We start from the raw sequence: 19449 nt of genomic DNA on the forward strand, positions 1-19449 counted from the left end.
CGTAGGATGGGCGTCATGGCCAAGACCAGTACGACGACCCAGGGGCTGCGGGCGGCGATCGAGCGCAGCGGCTACTACCCGGCCCTCGTGGCCGAGGCGGTGGAGGCCGCTGTGGGCGGCGAGCCCATGCGGTCGTACCTGGTCCACCAGGAGACGACGTTCGACCAGAACGAGGTGCGGCGGCATGTGACCGTGCTCGTCCTCACCGACACCCGCTTCATCGTCAGCCACACCGACGAACAGGCCGCCGACAGCACCTCCCCGACGCCGTACGCCACCACGTCGACGGAGTCCGTGAAGATCGGCCGCATCTCGTCGGTCGTGGTCAGCCGCGTGGTCGCCAACCCCGAGTCGTACAAGCCGGGGACGCTGCCCCGCGAAGTCGTCCTGACCATCGGCTGGGGTGCCGTCTCCCGCATCGACCTGGAGCCTGCCGCCTGCGGCGACCCCAACTGCGAGGCGGACCACGGCTACACCGGCAACTCCACGGCGGACGACCTCAGCCTGCGCGTCAGCGAGGCCGGGGACGGACCCGAGACGGTGCGCGAGGCGCTCGCCTTCGCGCAGGCCCTTTCCGAGGCGACCGCGGACACGACCCGCTGATGACACAGCTCCATACGGCGTGGGACCAGCACCCCGAACCGCTCACCGTCGCCTCCGCACCGGCCCCCGAGTACGGCAGCGGATCACTCGCCGATCTCCTGCCCACCCTGGCCGCCGGCCTGGGCGTACCGGACATGAGCGCCGCGATCACCGAGCTGACCCCCGCCGACCGGAACTGCGTGTTCCTGATCGACGGCCTCGGCTGGGAGCAGCTCCGGGCGCACCCGGAGGACGCCCCCTTCATGACGTCCCTGCTCGCCACATCCCGCGGAGGCACCGGACGACCGCTCACCGCCGGCTACCCGGCGACCACTGCGACCTCCCTCGCCTCCGTCGGCACCGGTCTGCCCCCGGGCGCGCACGGCCTGCCGGGCTACACCGTCCGCAACCCGGACACCGGCGAGCTGATGAACCAGCTGCGCTGGCAGCCGTGGACCCCGCCCGGCCCCTGGCAGCCGTACCCCACGGTCTTCCAGCTGGCGCACGCGGCCGGGGTGCACGCCGCGCAGGTGTCGTCCCCGACCTTCGAGAACACCCCGCTGACCAAGGTCGCGCTCAGTGGAGGAACGTTCCTCGGGCGGCTGTCCGGCGAGGACCGTGTGGACCTGGCGGCCGAGCAACTGGCCGCGGGCGACCGGTCCCTGGTGTACACCTACTTCGCCGAGGTCGACGGCGCCGGCCACCGCTTCGGCGTCGACTCCGACACCTGGCGCGGCCAGCTCATGTACGCCGACCGCCTCGTCCAGCGCCTGGCCGAGCAACTGCCGCCGCGCAGCGCGCTCTACATCACCGCCGACCACGGCATGATCGACGTGCCCTTCGACGAGCAGCACCGCATCGACTTCGACGAGGACTGGGAGCTGAGCGCCGGTGTCGCCCTGCTCGGCGGCGAGGGCCGCGCCCGCCACGTCTACGCGGTGCCCGGCGCGGCGAACGACGTCCTGACCTGCTGGCGCGAGGTGCTCGGCGAGCAGTTCTGGGTCGCTTCCCGCGACGAGGCCATCGCCGCGGGCTGGTTCGGCCCGCACATCGACGAACGGGTCTACGGCAGGATCGGCGACGTGGTCGCGGCAGCGCGGGACGACGTCCTGCTCATCGCCTCGGAGCGGGAGCCGAAGGAGTCGGCCATGGTCGGCAACCACGGTTCGATGACCCCCGCCGAGCAGTTGGTCCCCCTGCTCGAAGTACGCTCCTGACCCGAAGTACGCTCCCGACACGGCCCCGTCCCGGCCTCTCACGCCGAAAGGTACTCAACTCCACATGCCCGAGCTGGTGTTCTTCAGCGGAACGATGGACTGCGGGAAGTCGACGCTGGCTCTCCAGATCGAGCACAACCGCTCGGCGCGCGGCCTGCAGGGCATGATCTACTCCCGCGACGACCGCGCCGGCGAGGGCAAGCTCTCCTCCCGCCTCGGCCTGGTGACCGACGCGGTCGAGGTCGGGGACGGACAGGACCTCTACGGCCACCTCGTCGACCACCTCTCGCAGGGCGGCCGCGCGGACTACGTGATCGCCGACGAGGCGCAGTTCCTCGCACCGGAGCAGATCGACCAACTCGCGCGTGTGGTGGACGACCTGGGCCTCGACGTCTACGCCTTCGGCATCACGACCGACTTCCGCTCCAAGCTGTTCCCCGGCTCGCAGCGGCTGGTGGAGCTGGCCGACCGGGTGGAGGTCCTCCAGGTCGAGGCCCTGTGCTGGTGCGGAGCCCGCGCCACGCACAACGCCCGCACGATAGGCGGGGTGATGGTCGTGGAGGGCGCCCAGGTGGTCGTCGGCGACGTCACCCACTCCGCCGATGAGGTCGGCTACGAGGTGCTCTGCCGACGCCACCACCGCCGCCGGATGACCGCGGCGACGTCCCGCGCGGCCGCCCTGTCCCCGGACGTGCTGCCGGTGACGTCCGCCTGACCCGCGGCCGGCTCGCCGTACGTCAGCTCGGCCGTTGCAGCAGCGCGAACCGCGCCCCCTCCGGGTCGGCCACGTTCGCCACCCGACCGTGGGCCGTGTCGTGCACCGGCTCCAGGACCTGCCCGCCGAGGCGGACGAGGTGCTGCGAGGCGTCGTCCACATCGGCCACCTGGAAGTATGTGACCCAGTGCGGTCCCCGGTCGCGGGGCAGGGCGTGTCCCAGGCCGCGGATGCCGGCGACGGGCTCGCCGTCGAGGTGCAGGGACACGTAGTCGACGTCGGCGGAGACCACCGGCTCCTCCTCGTAGCCGAACACCGTGCGGTAGAACTTGGCGACACCGGCCGACTCGAAGGTCAGCAGTTCGTTCCAGGCGGGGGTGCCGGGGACCCCCGCGACGGTGGTGCCGAGGTGCGCGGCGGCCTGCCAGATGCCGAAGACCGCGCCCGAGGGGTCGGAACAGATGGCCAGGCGGCCGGCGTCGGCCGCGTCGAGCGGGCCCACTCCGATCGTGCCGCCGCGGCTGCGCACCGTGTCGGCCGTCAGATCGACGTCCTCCGAGGCGAAGTAGGGCGTCCACGCGATGGGCAGGTGGCGGTCCGGGGGCAGCCGTCCGATGCCGGCCACCTCGCGCTCGTCCAGCAGAGCGCGCACATACGGGCCGAGCTGCTGGGGGCCCGGCCGGAACTCCCAGCCGAACAGCGCTCCGTAGAACTCCTCGGTCGCATCCGGGCCGTGCACCATCAGACTCACCCAGCAGGGCGCGCCGGGCGTGTGCCGAGCGGGTGTGTCGCGGTTCGGCCCGGCGGACCCCCGTGCGTCGGTCATCGTCACTCTCTTCTCGGCCTCGCGGTGGCCGTTCTCCGCAGCCTGACGGGGCGGCCCTGTGGGGCGTTCCCATGTCCGGGAGAATGCCCGATCTGCGGGCACCTGTCCCTCGTGGCGCGCTTATCGACAGGTGTCGTTCAGCTGTACAGCATGTGCTTGTTCCGGTACGCGGAGTGATCGCTGCGCTCCGGCCGAGCAGAGTAACCGGACGAGGGCGGCTCGGCCACCCCCGTGCGCGAGGATGGGGACCATGAACGCCATCATCAGCGCATCCGATCTCGCGAAGGACCTGGCGGGCGCCCGGCCCCCTGTCCTGCTCGACGTCCGCTGGCAGCTCACGGCGGCGAAGTCGGCCGGCGAGCCGCCGTTCGACGGCCGCGCCGCGTACGAGGCGGGACACCTGCCCGGGGCCGTATACGTCGACCTGGACCGGGAGTTGGCCTCCGCGCCGGGCGAAGCCGGCCGGCACCCGCTGCCGGACCTCGCGCACTTCGGTGCCGCGATGCGCCGGGCCGGCGTCTCGGCCGGAACGCCGGTGGTCGTCTACGACGGCGGCCAGGGGTGGGCGGCGGCCCGGGCATGGTGGCTGCTGCGCTGGACGGGTCACCCGGAGGTGCGAGTCCTCGACGGCGGGTTGCCGTCCTGGGAAGGGCCGTTGGAGCAGTCCGTGCCGACGGTGGAGGAGGGCGACTTCGTGCCCGAGCCGGGGGCGACGGGCCTGCTGGACGCGGATGCCGCCGCTGCGCTGGCCCGCTCCGGGGTGCTGCTGGACGCGCGGGCGGGGAAGCGGTACCGGGGTGAGGTGGAGCCGATCGACCCCGTGGCCGGGCACATTCCGGGCGCGGTGTCGGCGCCCACCACGGAGAATGTCGGCGCCGACGGGCGCTTCCTGTCCGCCGGGGAACTGCAGGAGCGGTTCAAGGGCCTCGGCGTGACCGAGGGGTCGCGGGTCGGCGTGTACTGCGGTTCGGGGGTCTCCGCCGCGCACCAGGTCCTGGCCCTGGCGGCCGCCGGCATTCCGGCCGAGCTGTACGTGGGGTCGTGGTCGGAGTGGTCCTCGGACCCGGACCGGCCGGTGGCCGTCGGTCCGGACCCGCAGTGACCTGACACGACGAGGGGCCGCGCCCGGACGGCGCGGCCCCGTCGTTCATCGGCCGACTCGGCTACTCCTGCTTCTTGCGCCGGGTCCCGAACACGATCTCGTCCCAGCTCGGGACGGCCGCCCTGCGCCCGGGGCGCACGCCGTCCGCCTCGGCCTGGCGGTCGGTGGCACCGATCAGCCGGTCGCGGTGGCTCCCCACGCTGCGCGGCATGAGGACGTCGGCGTAGGCGGAACCGGCCGAGGCGGCGGGAGCCGGGGGCTCCTCCTCCTCGATCTCGGCGACGACGGGCTCCTCCTCGGGCTCCGCCGGGGGGAGTTCGGGAACCACCAGGTCACCACGGAAGCTCGGCACCGCCTCCAGCAGGCTGGTCAGCGAGTCGCGCTCGCCCGTGGTCTCCTCGATGGGCTCGGACGCCTGCGCGGGCAGGCTGGGCCGCTCGGGACGGTCCAGCGGTCTGTCGCGCGGCAGCCGGGCGATCCTGGGCACGAACGGGAAGCTCGGCTCGGGCGCGGACAGGTCGTCGGACTCACCGATCAGGGAGCGCGCCTCGTCGTCGACGGCCTGGACGAGCCGCCGGGGCGGGTCGTACGTCCAGCCGGCCGAGTGCGGTTCGCCGGCGACACGGTAGACGAGCAGGACTTCCCACGTGCCGTCGTCCCGGCGCCACGAGTCCCACTGCACGGAGTCCTTGTCGGCGCCCCGCAGCAACAGGCGCTCCTGCACGGCCTCACCCAGGGGCGGGCCGGAGTTCTCGCCGGGGCGGCGGACGGGCGTCTTACGGGCCCGCTCGGCCATGAAGGCACGCTCGGCGAGCACGGGGCCCTCGAAGCGGCGCACCCGGTCGACGGGGATGCCGGCCATCTGCGCGACCTCTTCCGCGGTCGCGCCGGCACGTATACGCGCCTGGATGTCGCGGGGGCGGAGGTGGCTTTCGACCTCGATCTCGATCTGACCGAGACGGGGACGGTCGCCGCGCACGGCGGCGCGCAGGCGTTCGTCGATCGGAAGCGTGTACTCCGTAGAGTCGGCAGCCTTCAGCACCAGCCGTGTGCCGTCATTCGAGACGGCCACGACACGCAGTTCGGGCATGGGGACCTCCCGGGTGGTGCCTGCCGACGTCACGTGCGTCGCTGCTTCCGCTAGTCGAGTGTGGCCTGCCCGGGTGCAGCCTGCCACAACCTTGCCGAGTTGCCCGGCGTGTCGGGCGCGGGCCCTGGATCGCCGTTATGGCACGGTTACCTATTCGCAACGCTAAGTGACGAACTCTGTCACCCCGTGCAACTAGCCCCCCTCCCGGCGGTCCTTAAAGGCCCTGTACACCCTGACGGGAGACCGGACCCAGGGCTCGCAACAGTACTCCATTCGGGCCACGTGCGTGGATTGGCACGCCGCCCAACTTCTCGCAAGAGGTGGGTCTTGGACTCCCTTGCCCCCTTCACTCGATCTTGAACGTGGGGAACTTCACGTAATCACCAGAATCGGAACTAAGGGTTTCGGGCGCACGCCCCCTTCTTGTGTGATTGAACGCCAACTCGGCCGACTCCGGCGTCGAGGAGACCCCCACGGCCTGTCCCTCCGGCGCGCCGCAAGGCGGGACCGCATCGCCCTCATTCCGGGAGGGCGGCGGGACGGGTCCCGGCCAGGCCGCCTCCCCGAGTGGCAGGGGGCGCGGAGGCCGGGAGCGCCACCTCCGGTGCGCCCTTTACGCCCCCAGAACCCGCCGCAAGTAGTCGTTCTGAAACCGCCGATCAGGGTCCAGGCGATCCCGCAGCGCCGTGAACTCGCCGAAGCGCGGATACACCCGGGAGAAGTACTCGGCGTCCCGGGTGTGGATCTTGCCCCAGTGCGGGCGGCCTTCGTGGGCGGTGAAGATGCGCTCGGCGGACGTGAAGTACCGCTGGTAGGGCGTCCCCCGGAACATGTGGACGGCGATGTACGCGCTGTCCCGTCCGGAAGCGGTGGACAGGGTGATGTCGTCGGCGGGGGCGGTGCGCACCTCGACCGGGAAACTGACCCTGAGGCCGGAGCGGTCGACCATCGCCTTCAGCTCGCGCAGCGTCTCGACGACGGCCGCGCGCGGAACGGCGTACTCCATCTCCACGAAGCGCACGCGGCGCGGAGACGTGAACACCTTGTAGGGGATGTCCGTGTACGTCCGTGCGGACAGGGCCTTGCTGGAGATCTGGGCGATCGCGGGGATCGTGGCGGGCGCCGCGCGGCCGACCCAGTTGGCCACCTGGAACGCCCCGTTGGAGAGGAGCTCGTCCTCGATCCAGCTCTTGAGCTGCGGCACGGGCTTCTCCGGGCCCGCGCTGCGGTTGTTGCGCTTGGCATTGGTGCTGTCGGTGTGCGGGAACCAGTAGAACTCGAAGTGCTCGTTCTCGGCCCAGAGTTCCTCGAAGTCCGCGAGGACCCGGTCCAACGGCATCGGCTCCTCGCGGGCCGTGAGCAGGAAGACCGGCTCGACGGCGAAGGTGATCGCGGTGACGAGCCCCAGGGCGCCGAGGCCGATGCGGGCGGCGGCGAAGACCTCCGGGTTCTCCTTCTCGGAGCAGGTGAGAACCGAACCGTCGGCGGTGACCAGCTCCAGGTCCTTGATCTGGGCGGCGATCGAGCCGGAGTCCCGGCCGGTGCCGTGGGTGCCGGTGCTGGTGGCTCCGGAGACCGTCTGCTCCATGATGTCGCCCATGTTCGTGAGCGACAGACCCTCACGCGCCAGGGCCACGTTGAGTCTCTTGAGCGGGGTGCCGGCCTCCACCGTGACCGTCATGTTCTCGCGGTCAATGCTGCGGATGCCGGTCAACAGTTGAGGACGGATCAACACACCGTCCGTCGCGGCTATGGAGGTGAAGGAGTGCCCGGCGCCGGCCGCCTTCACCTTCAGACCGTCCTCGGCGGCCCGCCGCACGGCGGCGGCCAGCTCGTCGACGGAGGCAGGGGTGACCTCCCGCGCGGGACGTGCCGAGACGTTGCCGCCCCAGTTACGCCACGTGCCGTTCTTTCCGTTCGCTGTGCTGCTCAACGGAGCCTCCCCGACCCGGTGCCGGTCGCTTGAGCCGGCGGAACCCGAGGAAACCCACCGCGACCGCGACGGCCCCGGCCACCGCCGGAACCCCGTACCCCGCACGCGCCCCGGCCGCGTCGATCACCCAGCCGGCCGCGGCGGAGCCCAGGGCGACTCCCACCGCGAGCCCGGTGCTCACCCAGGTCATGCCCTCGGTGAGCTGCGCGCGTGGTACGTGCTCTTCGATGAGGGACATGGTCGTGATCATCGTCGGCGCGATGGACAGACCCGCAACGAACAGCGCCACGGCCAGAAACGGCAAGTTTCCGACCAGTAGGAGGGGGATCATACTCACGGCCATGGCGCATACGCCCAGCAGCCACCGTCGTTCCGGCGCCCCGGCGAAGTGCAGGAGCCCGAAGATCATGCCCGCCACGCAGGACCCCGCCGCGTACAGGGCGAGGACGACGCTCGCCGCCGCCTTGTGCCCCTCCTCCTCGGCGAAGGCCACGGTGACCACGTCGACGGCCCCGAAGATCGTCCCCGTGGCGACGAAGGTGGCCACCAGGACCTGGAGCCCCGGTGCCCGCATCGCGCTGCCGCCGCCCTTCCGCTGCCGGGGGTGCGGTTCGGGTTCGGTGGCGCGCTGCGCGGTCAGCCAGAAGACGCCGGCGGCCAGGAAGCACGCGGCGAGCAGCGGGCCGGCCTCCGGGAACCAGGCGGTGGACAGGCCGATGGAGATGATCGGCCCGAAGACGAAGCACACCTCGTCCACCACCGACTCGAACGAGTACGCGGTGTGCAGTTGCGGCGTGCCCCGGTACAGCGCCGCCCAGCGGGCCCGGATCATCGCGCCGACGCTCGGCACGCAGCCGATGCCGGCGCAGGCCACGAACAGCACCCAGTCCGGCCACCCGTAGTGCGCGGCGAACAGCAGGACCGCCGCGGCCGTGAGCGAGATCAGTGTGGCGGGACGCAGCACCCGCCGCTGCCCGTACTGGTCGACCAGGCGGGAGACCTGGGGCCCGGCCACCGCGGCGGCCAGCGCGATGGTCGCCGAGAGGCCACCGGCGAGCCCGTACCGGGCGGTGAGCTGCGAGATCATGGTGACGACGCCGATGCCCATCATCGACAGCGGCATCCGGCCGAGGAAACCCGCAGCGGAGAAGCCCTTGGAACCGGGGGCTGCGAACAGGGCGCGGTAGGGGGTGGGCACGGGGTCTCCGGAAAGCTCAGTAAGCTGCGAACGCAGTCGACACAGCTTACGGCCCGGAACGCCCAGACGACACCCGTCCGGCCCCCGCACGGAACCGCCCGACGCGCCCGTCCGGTTCCGCAGAGGAGCGCCCCGGCAGGTGCCCGTCCGGCTCGGCACGGAACCGCCCGACGCACCCGCCCGGTTCCGCAGAGGAGTGCCGCGATGTGTGCCCGTCCGGCTCGGCACGGGATCGCCCGACGCGCCCTTCCGGTCCGCAACGAATGGCTCGACGCGCCCGTCCGGTCCCGCACAGCAGCGCCCCGGCCTGTGCCCGTCCGCCCCCGCACAGGCTCCCCCGACGTGTGCCCGCCCGGACGACAACGCGGCAGATGCGCGTGCCAGGCCGTTGCCTAGCGCCCCGCGTGCGTCGGCCGCGCCGGTGGCACCCGTCGTTTTCCGGCTGTCGGTGCCGGGTGGCAGGATCGACTTATGCCAGACGCGCGTGATGTCAGCCCCTACGACGCCCTACTCCTGCTCTCGTTCGGTGGCCCGGAAAGCCCGGACGACGTGGTCCCGTTCCTGGAGAACGTGACACGAGGGCGTGGCATCCCCAAGGAACGCCTCAAGGAAGTCGGGCAGCACTACTTCCTGTTCGGCGGGGTCAGCCCGATCAACGACCAGAACCGCGCCCTGCTGGACGCCCTGCGCAAGGACTTCGCCGACCACGGCCTGGACCTGCCGGTCTACTGGGGCAACCGCAACTGGGCGCCGTACCTGACGGACACCCTGCGCGAGATGGTCCGCGACGGCCGCCGCCGCATCCTGGTCCTCGCCACCAGCGCCTACGCCTCCTACTCGGGCTGCCGCCAGTACCGCGAGAACCTCGCCGACGCGCTCGCGACCCTGGAGGCGGAGGGCCTGGAGCCGCCGAAGGTCGACAAGCTGCGGCACTACTTCAACCACCCGGGCTTCCTGGAGCCCATGATCGACGGTGTGCTGCAGTCCCTCGCCGAGCTTCCCGAGGACGTCCGGGACGGGGCCCACCTCGCCTTCTCGACCCACTCGATCCCGACGGCCTCCGCCGACACCTCCGGGCCCGTCGAGGAGCACGGCGACGGCGGCGCCTACGTGAAGCAGCACCTGGACGTGGCGCAGCAGATCGCCGACGCCGTCCGTGAGCGCACCGGAGTCGACCATCCCTGGCAGCTCGTCTACCAGTCCCGCTCCGGCGCCCCGCACATCCCGTGGCTGGAGCCCGACATCTGCGACCACCTCGACGAGCGGCACGCGGCCGGCGTCCCGGCGGTCGTCATCGCCCCGATCGGTTTCGTCTCCGACCACATGGAGGTCCTCTACGACCTCGACACGGAGGCGAAGGCCAGGGCCGAGGAACTCGGGCTGCCGATGCGGCGCTCGGCCACCGTCGGCGCCGACCCCAGGTTCGCCGCCGCGATCCGTGATCTCGTCACGGAGCGGGCCGCCGTCGAACGCGGGCAGGACGTCACCCCGTGCGCCCTGGGCGCCCTGGGGGCGAGCCACAACCTCTGCCCGGTCGGCTGCTGCCCGGCCCGCGCCCCCCGGCCCGCCGCCGCGGGCGCCGACAGCACCTACGCGTGAGGAGCCCCGTGACCGACCCCCTGCACACGGACCTGCTCGACCTCGCCCACGAAGCGGCCCGCCGCGCCGGGGCGCTGCTGAGGGACGGACGTCCGGCCGATCTCGCGGTCGCCGCGACCAAGTCCAGCCCCATCGACGTCGTCACCGAGATGGACATCGCGGCGGAGAAGCTGATCACGGGTCTGATCGCCGAGCGCCGCCCGGACGACGGCGTGCTCGGCGAGGAGGGCGCCTCCACCGAGGGCACGAGCGGCGTCCGCTGGGTGATCGACCCGCTCGACGGCACCGTGAACTACCTGTACGGGCTGCCCACCTGGGCCGTCTCCATCGCCGCCGAACAGGACGGCGAGACCGTCGTCGGAGTCGTCACGGCCCCGATGCGCGGCGAGACGTTCCACGCGGTGCGCGGCCGCGGCGCCTGGGCCACCGGCGCCTGGGACGGCGAGCGAAGGCTGGCCTGCCGCCCCGCACCGCCCCTGGACCAGGCGCTGGTGTCGACGGGCTTCAACTACGTCGCCGGTGTCCGCGCCCACCAGGCCGACGTGGCCCAGCGGCTGATCCCGCTGCTGCGCGACATCCGGCGCGGCGGCTCGGCCGCGGTCGACCTGTGCGACGTGGCCGCAGGACGTCTCGACGGCTACTACGAGCGCGGCCTGCACCCGTGGGACCTCGCGGCCGGGGACCTGATCGCCCGGGAGGCGGGCGCGCAGACCGGTGGACGCCCCGGAGAGCGCCCCTCGGGTGAGCTGGCGGTCGCCGGTACTCCCGGTGTCTTCGAGCCCCTCCAGCGCCTCCTGGAGGATTTCGGGGCCTGGCACGACTGAGCGGGCGGCCCGGACCGCACCGCACGATGACGACGCACTGAACGTCAGGTGAACGGGCCCCCATGACAACGCGACGGGCCCCGGCGCTGGATTCGCCGGGGCCCGTCGCGTACGGCCTGATCAGACGCTCGTGGCGCCGACCTGCACACCGTGCTCGGCGGCGAGACGGTGCAGGTCGTCGAGCTCGCCCTGCTCCACGTCGACGAGGAACTCGTCGCCCTCGTCTCGAGCCCGGGACAGATCGGACTCGGTCGCCCTTATGCGCTGCAGAAGTCCTGCGGTGAATGCGTCCATGCTGCGCCCCCTCGTCCTGGGTCGTGGGTCGATGGCACGGGGGTGTGCCGTCCGGAAGGGACGATCACGCCGCATGTGGATGCCCAGCCCCGCCCGGCCGGACGGCGACGGTGCCGGACACCCACGCCCGCCCTGCGGCAAGCGGATTGATGCGCACCGCGTGGTGCGGCGCCAGCAGAGCGTGATCGTGGGATGTAAAGCCGTCCTCCCCAAGCTCTCTTCCGTGGAAACCTAACCGGAGGAGAAAATCTCTTATTCCCCCTCGGGTCACCGCTCCCTCACCCGCCTTACCTCCGACTTATGGCCGAAAAGGGCAGGATGGAGGGCAACACACCAAGGCATCGTCGAAGACCCCTGCCCACGTGTGCCCGGTGCCGGGCCGCGCGGGCGGACATGAGGAAGGACCACGAACGTGCGCGTACTCGTCGTCGAGGACGAGCAGCTGCTCGCCGATGCGGTGGCCACCGGGCTGCGCCGGGAGGCCATGGCCGTCGACGTCGTGTACGACGGTGCGGCCGCCCTGGAGCGCATCGGCGTCAACGACTACGACGTGGTCGTCCTCGACCGCGACCTCCCGGTCGTGCACGGTGACGACGTCTGCCGCAAGATCGTCGAACTGGGCATGCCCACGCGCGTGCTGATGCTGACGGCCTCCGGCGACGTCAGCGATCGGGTCGAGGGGCTGGAGATCGGCGCCGACGACTACCTGCCCAAGCCGTTCGCGTTCAGTGAGCTCATCGCACGGGTGCGCGCCCTCGGCCGGCGCACCAGCGTGCCCCTGCCGCCCGTCCTGGAGCGTGCCGGGATCAAGCTGGACCCCAACCGGCGCGAGGTCTTCCGCGACGGTCACGAGGTCCAGCTCGCGCCCAAGGAGTTCGCGGTCCTGGAGGTGCTGATGCGCAGCGAGGGCGCCGTCGTCTCCGCGGAGCAGCTCCTGGAGAAGGCCTGGGACGAGAACACCGACCCGTTCACCAACGTCGTGCGCGTGACCGTCATGACCCTGCGCCGCAAGCTGGGCGAGCCCCCCGTCATCGTCACCGTCCCCGGCTCGGGCTACCGGATCTGATCCCCCGTGGCAACGACTCCCGCGCCCCCGCAGGCGCCCCCCAAGCCCACCTGGGACCCCAGAAGGCCCGTGCCGCCCTTCCCATGGCTGCGCCCGACCATCCGCATAAGGCTCACACTGCTCTACGGCGGCATGTTCCTGATCGCCGGCATACTGCTGCTGTCGATCATCTACCTGCTGGCCGCGCAGGCACTGCACGTGGGCAGCGACCTGCCCTTCAAGATCGTCGAGGGCAAGGTCACCAGCGACATCTGCAACCTCCCCGACCAGGCCTCACCGAGCGAGTTCAACGACGCGATGAACGCGTGCGTCAACGAACAGCGCCGGCACGCCTTGGACGACCTGCTCAGCCGCTCGCTGCTGGCGCTGCTGGGCCTGGCGGTCATCGCCTTCGCCTTCGGCTACGCGATGGCCGGCCGCGTCCTGTCGCCGCTGGGCCGGATCACCCGTACCGCCCGGGCGGTGGCGGGCTCCGACCTGTCCCGCCGGATCGAGCTGGACGGCCCGGACGACGAGCTGAAGGAGCTGGCGGACACCTTCGACGACATGCTGGAGCGGCTGCAGCGCGCCTTCACGGCCCAGCAGCGCTTCGTCGGCAACGCCTCGCACGAGCTGCGCACGCCCCTGGCGATCAACCGCACGCTGCTGGAGGTGCACCTGTCCGACCCGAACGCCCCGGTGGAGCTGCAGCAGCTCGGCAAGACGCTGCTGGCCACCAACGAGCGCAGCGAGCAGCTCGTCGAAGGCCTGCTGCTGCTCGCCCGCAGCGACAACCAGATCGTCGAGCGGGGACCCGTGGACCTCGCCGAGGTCGCCTCGCAGGCCATCGACCAGGTGCACGGCGAGGCGGAGAGCAAGGGCGTCGCGATCCGCGGCGAGCAGAAGCCTGCGGTCGTGCAGGGCAACGGCGTGCTGCTGGAGCGGATCGCGCTCAACCTCGTGCAGAACGCCGTGCGCTACAACGTGGCGGAGGACGGCTGGGTCGAGGTCACGACCGACGTCCAGCACGGCCAGGCGGTCCTGGTCGTCTCCAACACGGGCCCGGTCGTTCCGGCCTACGAGATCGACAACCTCTTCGAGCCGTTCCGGCGGCTACGCACGGAGCGGACAGGCAGCGACAAGGGGGTGGGGCTCGGGCTGTCCATCGTCCGGTCGGTGGCCCGGGCGCACGGCGGGCACATCTACGCCCAGCCGCGTGAGGGGGGTGGACTCGTCATGCGGGTCACGCTGCCGATCTGAGATCATGTCGCCGATCCACTCGGCGACACTCGGGGATGTTCGCTTTGCGCGGAATTTCTGATGCGTCGCCGCGCGTGCGCCGTGTGTGATCGATCACAGGGACGCCTTTCTGGCCATCTACTCTCCGTGATCATGCACGCTGTCGTAAAGCCGGGAAAATCCCGGTTTTCGGGGGTCTTGATCACGGGAAGTACACGGTGAGACGCCTTTGGCGTGCAGCATTCGGACCGTGTACGGTCCCCATCGCCATCCAAGCCGATCACTCGTCAGGAGTCCGGTTGGGTGTCGATTGAGTAACAGACCTTGATGTGAGGCAAAATCTCCGCCTCAGGTCGGGCACAAGTCCGGCCTCTCACGCGTTACGTGCGCTGGAGACACCGCAGACACCCAGAGGGGGAGAGCGACCATGGCAACCGATTACGACACTCCACGCAAGACCGACGACGACGTCGACTCGGACAGCCTCGAAGAGCTGAAGGCCCGGAGGAACGACAAGTCGGCTTCCGCCGTGGACGTCGACGAGTTCGAGGCCGCCGAAGGCCTTGAGCTGCCCGGAGCCGACCTTTCGAACGAGGAGCTGGCCGTCCGGGTGCTCCCGAAGCAGCAGGACGAGTTCACGTGCATGAGCTGCTTCCTGGTGCACCACCGCAGCCAGCTGGCCCGCGAGAAGAACGGTCAGCCGATCTGCCGCGACTGCGACTGAGGACGGGTCGGCCGTGACTGGCTCGACCCCTCCCTGGAAGCGCCGCTTCTCCAAGCGGGAAGCGGACGAAGGGCCGCTCGACGGCCCGCGGTACAGCGCGCGTGACGACGAGCGAGGCTCAACCGGTCCGGAGACGGCCTCGCTCGAACCGGCAGCGGACCGGGGTGACCTCCCGGCGTCCGTGGACGTCCCCGCACCCGTCGCGAGACGGCGGGCGGGGACGATCCGGGATCGTGCCAGGGAAGGCGCCCGCAAGGGCGGCGACCGGGCCCGTGCCGGGCTCGCCTACCTCGCCGACCGGATCATCGAACTGGCCCCGCGCGTGCCCGTACGGGACCTGGCGACGCTGCGCCGGCAGTTCCCGGGCCTCGGCCCCGAGGAGCTGGCCGACAAGCTCGTGGCGGGCGCCGCGAAGGCGACGGCGACGGTCGGCGCCGGCATCGGCGCGGCCGCGATGCTTCCCGTGCCCCCGGCGATGCCGACGGAACTGGCCGCCGAGGTCACCGGCGTCGCCGCGATCGAGCTGAAGCTGATCGCCGAACTCCACGAGGTCTACGGGGTGCGACCGCCCGGCAACCTCAAGCAGCGCAGCACCGCGTACCTCGACTCCTGGTCGGGGGAGCGAGGCATCGACGCGTCCAAGCCGTCGACCCTCAGCACGGCGCTGAACAGCCGCATGAAACGCGAACTGCGGCAGCGGATCATGAAGCGCACGCTCCGCAACATGCCCAACCTGATGCCCTTCATGGTGGGCGCCGCCGTAGGAGCGGCCATGAACCGCGGCGAGACGAGAAAGCTCGCCGGGCGGATCCGCCGGGACCTGCGCAAGATCCAGGTGCCCTGGGAGGCCCTGGAGGCGCTCCCCACGCTGGAACGTCCCGCGGACGCCCTGGAGATGGGCGAGATCACGCACGACCCCCTGGGCCGCCACGAGGGCCACCGGCGCGACGACGGCGGACACGACAGCAGACGCGGCGACAGCCGCTGAGACGGCGGGCGCGCCGACCGGGGCGGGCGGGGGCCGTCAACGCACTGACCGGGTGACTCCCCGTGCAGGTGTGCTACGGCTTCGCCGTCCGCAGTGCCTCCGCCAGGCGCTCCGGCTCGCGCGTGGACAGGTACAGGTACGGCGTCGGGTCCTGCGGGTCCGTGACCTCCACGCGCAGGGCCGTGGGGATGTACGCGCGCAGCAGGAGGAAGGCGCGCGGGTCGGCCTTGTAGGTGCGCCAGGCGCGGGCCTCCTCCGCGTCCAGCACCTCCGCCTCGCCCAGTGCCGCCAGCGGGATCTTCGCCTCGCCCGCGATCAGGGAGTCGCCGACCACGCGGATGCGCACCGCGCCGTAGGAACTCGCGGCGACGGCCGCGACCGCGGTGCCCCCGGCCAGGCCGCCCAGCATCGGCAGCGTGCCGAAGGGGAGCAGGATCAGGGCCATCGAGACGCCCACGAGGAACGAGATCAGCCACCAGGTCCGCGGGGCGGTCAGGCGTTCTTCGTAGGGGGCGGCGGAGAGCTGCATGGAGCCAAGCTTGACACGGTGTCCGGAAGGGGCCGACGCGCGGGTAAGGTCTCCGGCTGTGAGTGGTACTTCCCCAGCTCTTCAGCCTCCGGCCGACGCCGTGCAACCGGTGCGGCACCCGGACGCGCCCGCACCCGGTGAGCTCCTCGGCGCGCACTACGGCCAGTGTTTCGGCTGTGGTGGCGACCAGCCGCACGGGCTGCACCTGGAGGCGCGGGCCGGTGAGGGCGTGTCGCTCACCGCCGAGTTCACCGTCCAGCCCGCCCATCAGGGTGCGCCGGGCCTCGCGCACGGCGGCGTGCTCGCCTCCGCGCTGGACGAGACCCTCGGCTCGCTGAACTGGCTGCTGCGCACGATCGCGGTGACCGGGCGTCTGGAGACCGACTTCGTGCGGCCCGTGCCCGTCGGCACGACCCTGCACCTGGAGGCGGAGGTCACGGCCGTGGCGGGACGGAAGATCTACTCCACCGCGACCGGACGCGTCGGCGGCCCCGACGGGCCCGTCGCCGTGCGCGCCGACGCCCTCTTCATCGAGGTGAAGGTCGACCACTTCGTCGACCACGGCCGCCAGGAGGAGATCCAGGCGGCCATGAGCGACCCGGACCAGATCCGGCGCGCCCGTGCCTTCGAGGTGAACCCGTGAGCGCAAAACGTCCGGCGAGCGCCGGGAGCACCGCCGCCCCCGCCGACGCCGTGCGGCCCGGAGCCCACGCCGCCTCCACCGACCCCGCGGGCACCGTCGGCCCCTTGGGCACCGCGAGCCCGGGCAGCCCCGTGGCTCCCGCGAGCCCCGGGGGCAGGCCGCCGCTGGACGTGCTGATCCGGCGCCTCGATCCGGAGGTGCCGCTTCCGTCGTATGCGCAGCCCGGGGACGCCGGAGCCGATCTGCGCACCACCGAGGCGTGCCAACTGGAGCCGGGCGAACGGGCCGTACTGCCCACGGGCGTGTCTGTGGCGCTGCCCGAGGGGTACGCGGCCTTCGTGCACCCGCGATCCGGTCTGGCCGCTCGTTGCGGCGTCGCCCTGGTGAATGCCCCGGGGACGGTTGATGCCGGGTACCGTGGGGAGATCAAGGTGATCGTGGTGAATCTCGACCCGCGCGAGGCCGTGCGGTTCGAGCGCTTCGACCGGATCGCCCAACTGGTAGTCCAGCAGGTCGAGAGGGTCCGCTTCCAGGAGGTGGCGGAACTTCCCGGCTCCGCGCGGGCCGAGGGGGGCTTCGGGTCCACCGGAGGCCATGCCGCGGTGGACGGGACGAGCGGCACAAGCGGTCAGGCCGCCATGGGCGGTCGGGCGGGTGGGAATCGATACGCTTCGGTCGTATCCGACCGGGAAGGACAGTGACGTGTTCGGACGTCGCAAGAAGAGGGATGCCGCCGAGGGCGCGGCCGGCGAGACCGAGCAGGTCGTCGACGGTGTCGACACCGAGGCGGACGAAGAGCGCGAGCGCCTGAGGCTGGAGCCCGCGCCGCGCCCCGACGGCCCGTGGGACAGCTCCGAGGTCCGTGACCCGGGCGAAGGCCGGGTCGACCTGGGCGGCCTGTTCGTGCCGGGCGTCGACGGCATGGAGCTCAGGGTCGAGGTCGCGGGCGACGCGATCGTCGCGGCGACGGTCGTGCTGCGCGACAGCGCCATCCAGCTGCAGGGCTTCGCCGCGCCCAAGCGCGAGGGCATCTGGGGCGAGGTGCGTGAGGAGATCGGCACCGGCATCACCCAGCAGGGCGGCATCGTCGACGAGGTCGAGGGGCCGCTGGGCTGGGAGCTGCGCGCCCAGGTGCCCGTACAGCTGCCGGACGGTACCGGTGGCTTCCAGGTCGTGCGGTTCGTCGGCGTGGACGGCCCCCGCTGGTTCCTGCGCGGAGTCATCTCGGGTCAGGGTGCGGTGCAGCCGCAGGCAGCCGGGCTGCTCGAGCAGATCTTCCGGGACACGGTCGTGGTCCGCGGCGAGGGCCCGATGGCGCCCCGCGACCCGATCGTCCTGAAGCTGCCGAACGACGCGCAGATGGTCCCCGAGGGTGTCCAGCAGGAGGAGGGCTCCCGTTTCGCCGGCGGAATGGGCCAGCTCCAGCGCGGGCCGGAGATCACCGAGGTCCGCTGAGCGCACCGAGACACCAGGGCCGTACCCCACCGGGGGTGCGGCCCTTTCTCATGCGTGGAACCTTGACGGCCCATTGGTCTGTACCTACCGTCTCCGTCCAACGCGTCTGTTCATAAAGGCGCTTCACGTTCACATACGAGAACGGAGGGCCCCCCACGCATGCGCAGAACCGCTCTCCTCATGGCCTCGGCCGCCCTCGTCGCCGGTGCCCTCGCCTGGCCCGCCGACGCCGCTCCCAGCGCCCCCGCGGCCTTCGCCCACCCCGGAGTCACCGTCTCCAAGAGCCAGTTGGACTTCACCCGGTCCAAGGTCAACGCCGGTGCCCAGCCCTGGAAGGGCGCCTTCGACCAGATGACGGCGAGCAAGTACGCCGACCTGAACCGCACGCCCAAGCCCCGGGCGGTCGTCGAATGCGGTTCGTATTCCAACCCCGACCGCGGCTGCACCGACGAGCGCGAGGACGCGATCGCCGCGTACACCCACGCCCTCGCCTGGTACCTCACCCGTGATGAACGGCACGCCCGCAAGGCCATCGAGCTGATGGACGCCTGGTCCGCCGTCATCAGGGACCACACCAACAGCAACGCGCCCCTTCAGACCGGCTGGGCCGGCTCCTCCTGGCCGAAGGCCGCCGAGATCATCAAGTACACGTACACCGGCACCTGGGCGAACTCCGGCCGCTTCGCCACCATGCTCCGCACCGTCTACCTGCCCGAGATCATCAACGGCTCGAACTCCAACGGCAACTGGGAGTTGTCGATGATGGAGGCCGCCGTCGGCATCTCCGTCTTCCTGGAGGACAAGGCGTCCTACGGCAAGGCCATGGCGAAGTTCCGCACGCGTACGGCCGCCTACGTCTACCTGGAGTCCGACGGCGCGCTGCCGAAGACCGTGCCGAGCCAGAACCTGAACACCCGGGACAAGATCGTCAAGTACTGGCAGGGGCAGTCGAACTTCGTCAACGGCCTCAGCCAGGAGACCTGCCGCGACTTCACCCACACCGGCTACGGCCTCTCGGCCGTCTCGCACGTCGCCGAGACCAGCCGCATCCAGGGCCAGGACCTCTACGGCACCGACGTGGGCGAGCGGCTGCGGCACGGGCTCGGTTTCCACGCCAAGTACCAGCTCGGCGCCGGTGCCGAGGGCCGGCTGTGCGGCGGCTCGCTGAAGCTCGGGCTCGGGCCGGTGACCGAGGTCGGCCACAACGCCCTGGCCAACCGTCTCGGCCACGCCATGACCAACACCGGGACGCTGACCCTGCGCGGCCGCCCGGCCGGCAGCAACAACCTCTTCGTCGCCTGGGAGACCCTCACCCACGGCGACAACCCCGCCTGACCCATGTCCGGCCGGGCGCCGGTGGGGACCCGGCGCCCGGTCCCACCCGGTCCCGCCCACGGACCGGCAGCGTCAGGGTTCCGTCAAAGTGTGCGCAGGGCACCCGCCCGG

The 19449-nt window shown here is 71.6% G+C and carries 20 protein-coding genes; 14 read left to right on the plus strand and 6 right to left on the minus strand.

The window, feature by feature from the left end:
• The first annotated feature begins 15 nt into the window (after positions 1–15).
• From ACFZDI_RS35520 to ACFZDI_RS35530, 3 genes are all read left to right on the plus strand, one after another.
• The gene (locus tag ACFZDI_RS35520; protein ID WP_170320912.1) at positions 16–603 is read left to right on the plus strand and encodes a DUF5998 family protein; all 588 of its coding nucleotides are present in this window, start codon (positions 16–18) and stop codon (positions 601–603) included.
• Entirely contained in the window at positions 603–1799 is a 1197-nt protein-coding gene (locus ACFZDI_RS35525) for an alkaline phosphatase family protein (RefSeq protein ID WP_234846533.1), read from the plus strand. The genes ACFZDI_RS35520 and ACFZDI_RS35525 overlap by 1 nt, the downstream gene beginning before the upstream one ends.
• Before the next feature lie 64 nt (positions 1800–1863).
• Complete coding sequence (locus tag ACFZDI_RS35530) at positions 1864–2514, plus strand: thymidine kinase (protein ID WP_234846532.1); 651 nt, start codon at positions 1864–1866, stop codon at positions 2512–2514.
• Positions 2515–2536: 22 nt separating this feature from the next.
• Here the strand turns inward: ACFZDI_RS35530 and ACFZDI_RS35535 are convergent, their stop codons facing one another.
• Positions 2537–3340, minus strand: coding sequence for a VOC family protein (locus tag ACFZDI_RS35535; protein ID WP_391256610.1), 804 nt, complete (start codon positions 3338–3340; stop codon positions 2537–2539).
• Positions 3341–3590: 250 nt separating this feature from the next.
• On the opposite strand from ACFZDI_RS35535, the gene ACFZDI_RS35540 reads away from it, so the two are divergent.
• A complete protein-coding gene (locus ACFZDI_RS35540) occupies positions 3591–4442 on the plus strand; it encodes a rhodanese-like domain-containing protein (RefSeq protein ID WP_391256612.1) in 852 nt (283 codons plus the stop codon).
• A 61-nt stretch (positions 4443–4503) separates the two neighbouring features.
• On the opposite strand, the gene sepH is transcribed toward ACFZDI_RS35540, so the two are convergent.
• The 3 genes from sepH to ACFZDI_RS35555 all read right to left on the minus strand — a co-directional run bounded on the left by sepH (position 4504) and on the right by ACFZDI_RS35555 (position 8663).
• Positions 4504–5532 (minus strand): septation protein SepH, encoded by a 1029-nt coding sequence (gene sepH, locus ACFZDI_RS35545; RefSeq protein WP_361118547.1) that lies wholly within the window; start codon positions 5530–5532, stop codon positions 4504–4506.
• Positions 5533–6145: 613 nt separating this feature from the next.
• A complete protein-coding gene (locus tag ACFZDI_RS35550; RefSeq protein WP_391256616.1) occupies positions 6146–7465 on the minus strand; it encodes a D-arabinono-1,4-lactone oxidase in 1320 nt (439 codons plus the stop codon).
• Positions 7425–8663, minus strand: coding sequence for an MFS transporter (locus tag ACFZDI_RS35555; protein WP_391256619.1), 1239 nt, complete (start codon positions 8661–8663; stop codon positions 7425–7427). Before ACFZDI_RS35555 ends, ACFZDI_RS35550 begins: the two co-directional genes overlap by 41 nt.
• A 471-nt stretch (positions 8664–9134) precedes the next feature.
• On the opposite strand from ACFZDI_RS35555, the gene ACFZDI_RS35560 reads away from it, so the two are divergent.
• On the plus strand, positions 9135–10262 hold the full coding sequence (locus tag ACFZDI_RS35560; protein WP_234846526.1) for a ferrochelatase: 1128 nt from the start codon (positions 9135–9137) through the stop codon (positions 10260–10262).
• Positions 10263–10270: 8 nt separating this feature from the next.
• Complete coding sequence (locus ACFZDI_RS35565; RefSeq protein WP_391256622.1) at positions 10271–11086, plus strand: inositol monophosphatase family protein; 816 nt, start codon at positions 10271–10273, stop codon at positions 11084–11086.
• A 120-nt stretch (positions 11087–11206) separates the two neighbouring features.
• Here ACFZDI_RS35565 and ACFZDI_RS35570 read toward each other — a convergent pair whose 3' ends face one another.
• A complete protein-coding gene (locus tag ACFZDI_RS35570; protein ID WP_234846524.1) occupies positions 11207–11380 on the minus strand; it encodes a hypothetical protein in 174 nt (57 codons plus the stop codon).
• Positions 11381–11792: 412 nt separating this feature from the next.
• Here ACFZDI_RS35570 and ACFZDI_RS35575 point away from each other — a divergent pair, with 412 nt between their 5' ends.
• The 4 genes from ACFZDI_RS35575 (at position 11793) to ACFZDI_RS35590 (ending at position 15376) form a co-directional block, all read left to right on the plus strand.
• Positions 11793–12446 carry a response regulator transcription factor gene (locus ACFZDI_RS35575; protein ID WP_234846523.1) on the plus strand — a complete coding sequence of 218 codons (654 nt, stop codon included), beginning with the start codon at positions 11793–11795 and terminating at the stop codon, positions 12444–12446.
• A 6-nt stretch (positions 12447–12452) separates the two neighbouring features.
• Positions 12453–13685 (plus strand): HAMP domain-containing sensor histidine kinase, encoded by a 1233-nt coding sequence (locus tag ACFZDI_RS35580; protein WP_234846522.1) that lies wholly within the window; start codon positions 12453–12455, stop codon positions 13683–13685.
• Between the two features lie 406 nt (positions 13686–14091).
• Positions 14092–14388 (plus strand): DUF4193 domain-containing protein, encoded by a 297-nt coding sequence (locus tag ACFZDI_RS35585; protein WP_003993510.1) that lies wholly within the window; start codon positions 14092–14094, stop codon positions 14386–14388.
• A gap of 13 nt (positions 14389–14401) precedes the next feature.
• Entirely contained in the window at positions 14402–15376 is a 975-nt protein-coding gene (locus tag ACFZDI_RS35590) for a hypothetical protein (protein WP_391256627.1), read from the plus strand.
• A gap of 73 nt (positions 15377–15449) precedes the next feature.
• On the opposite strand, the gene ACFZDI_RS35595 is transcribed toward ACFZDI_RS35590, so the two are convergent.
• Positions 15450–15905 (minus strand): DUF3093 domain-containing protein, encoded by a 456-nt coding sequence (locus ACFZDI_RS35595; RefSeq protein WP_234846520.1) that lies wholly within the window; start codon positions 15903–15905, stop codon positions 15450–15452.
• A gap of 58 nt (positions 15906–15963) precedes the next feature.
• Between ACFZDI_RS35595 and ACFZDI_RS35600 the strand changes: the two genes are divergently transcribed.
• From ACFZDI_RS35600 to ACFZDI_RS35615, 4 genes are all read left to right on the plus strand, one after another.
• Positions 15964–16548 (plus strand): PaaI family thioesterase, encoded by a 585-nt coding sequence (locus ACFZDI_RS35600; RefSeq protein WP_361118531.1) that lies wholly within the window; start codon positions 15964–15966, stop codon positions 16546–16548.
• Positions 16549–16712: 164 nt separating this feature from the next.
• Positions 16713–17249, plus strand: coding sequence for a dUTP diphosphatase (dut, locus tag ACFZDI_RS35605; protein ID WP_234846552.1), 537 nt, complete (start codon positions 16713–16715; stop codon positions 17247–17249).
• Position 17250: 1 nt separating this feature from the next.
• A complete protein-coding gene (locus ACFZDI_RS35610) occupies positions 17251–18003 on the plus strand; it encodes a DUF3710 domain-containing protein (protein ID WP_234846518.1) in 753 nt (250 codons plus the stop codon).
• A gap of 159 nt (positions 18004–18162) precedes the next feature.
• A complete protein-coding gene (locus ACFZDI_RS35615) occupies positions 18163–19338 on the plus strand; it encodes an alginate lyase family protein (RefSeq protein WP_391256631.1) in 1176 nt (391 codons plus the stop codon).
• Positions 19339–19449: the final 111 nt, after the last annotated feature.

Source organism: Streptomyces sp. NPDC007907, assembly GCF_042959365.1.
Classification (GTDB): domain Bacteria; phylum Actinomycetota; class Actinomycetes; order Streptomycetales; family Streptomycetaceae; genus Streptomyces; species Streptomyces indiaensis.

What these genes read in the sequence shown, in the direction of transcription:
- ACFZDI_RS35520 (WP_170320912.1), top strand. Translation starts at nt 16, where the DNA reads ATGGCCAAGACCAGTACGACGACCCAGGGGCTGCGGGCGGCGATCGAG.
- ACFZDI_RS35525 (WP_234846533.1), top strand. Translation starts at nt 603, where the DNA reads ATGACACAGCTCCATACGGCGTGGGACCAGCACCCCGAACCGCTCACC.
- ACFZDI_RS35530 (WP_234846532.1), top strand. Translation starts at nt 1,864, where the DNA reads ATGCCCGAGCTGGTGTTCTTCAGCGGAACGATGGACTGCGGGAAGTCG.
- ACFZDI_RS35535 (WP_391256610.1), bottom strand. Translation starts at nt 3,340, where the DNA reads ATGACCGACGCACGGGGGTCCGCCGGGCCGAACCGCGACACACCCGCT.
- ACFZDI_RS35540 (WP_391256612.1), top strand. Translation starts at nt 3,591, where the DNA reads ATGAACGCCATCATCAGCGCATCCGATCTCGCGAAGGACCTGGCGGGC.
- sepH (WP_361118547.1), bottom strand. Translation starts at nt 5,532, where the DNA reads ATGCCCGAACTGCGTGTCGTGGCCGTCTCGAATGACGGCACACGGCTG.
- ACFZDI_RS35560 (WP_234846526.1), top strand. Translation starts at nt 9,135, where the DNA reads ATGCCAGACGCGCGTGATGTCAGCCCCTACGACGCCCTACTCCTGCTC.
- ACFZDI_RS35570 (WP_234846524.1), bottom strand. Translation starts at nt 11,380, where the DNA reads ATGGACGCATTCACCGCAGGACTTCTGCAGCGCATAAGGGCGACCGAG.
- ACFZDI_RS35585 (WP_003993510.1), top strand. Translation starts at nt 14,092, where the DNA reads ATGGCAACCGATTACGACACTCCACGCAAGACCGACGACGACGTCGAC.
- ACFZDI_RS35595 (WP_234846520.1), bottom strand. Translation starts at nt 15,905, where the DNA reads ATGCAGCTCTCCGCCGCCCCCTACGAAGAACGCCTGACCGCCCCGCGG.
- ACFZDI_RS35615 (WP_391256631.1), top strand. Translation starts at nt 18,163, where the DNA reads ATGCGCAGAACCGCTCTCCTCATGGCCTCGGCCGCCCTCGTCGCCGGT.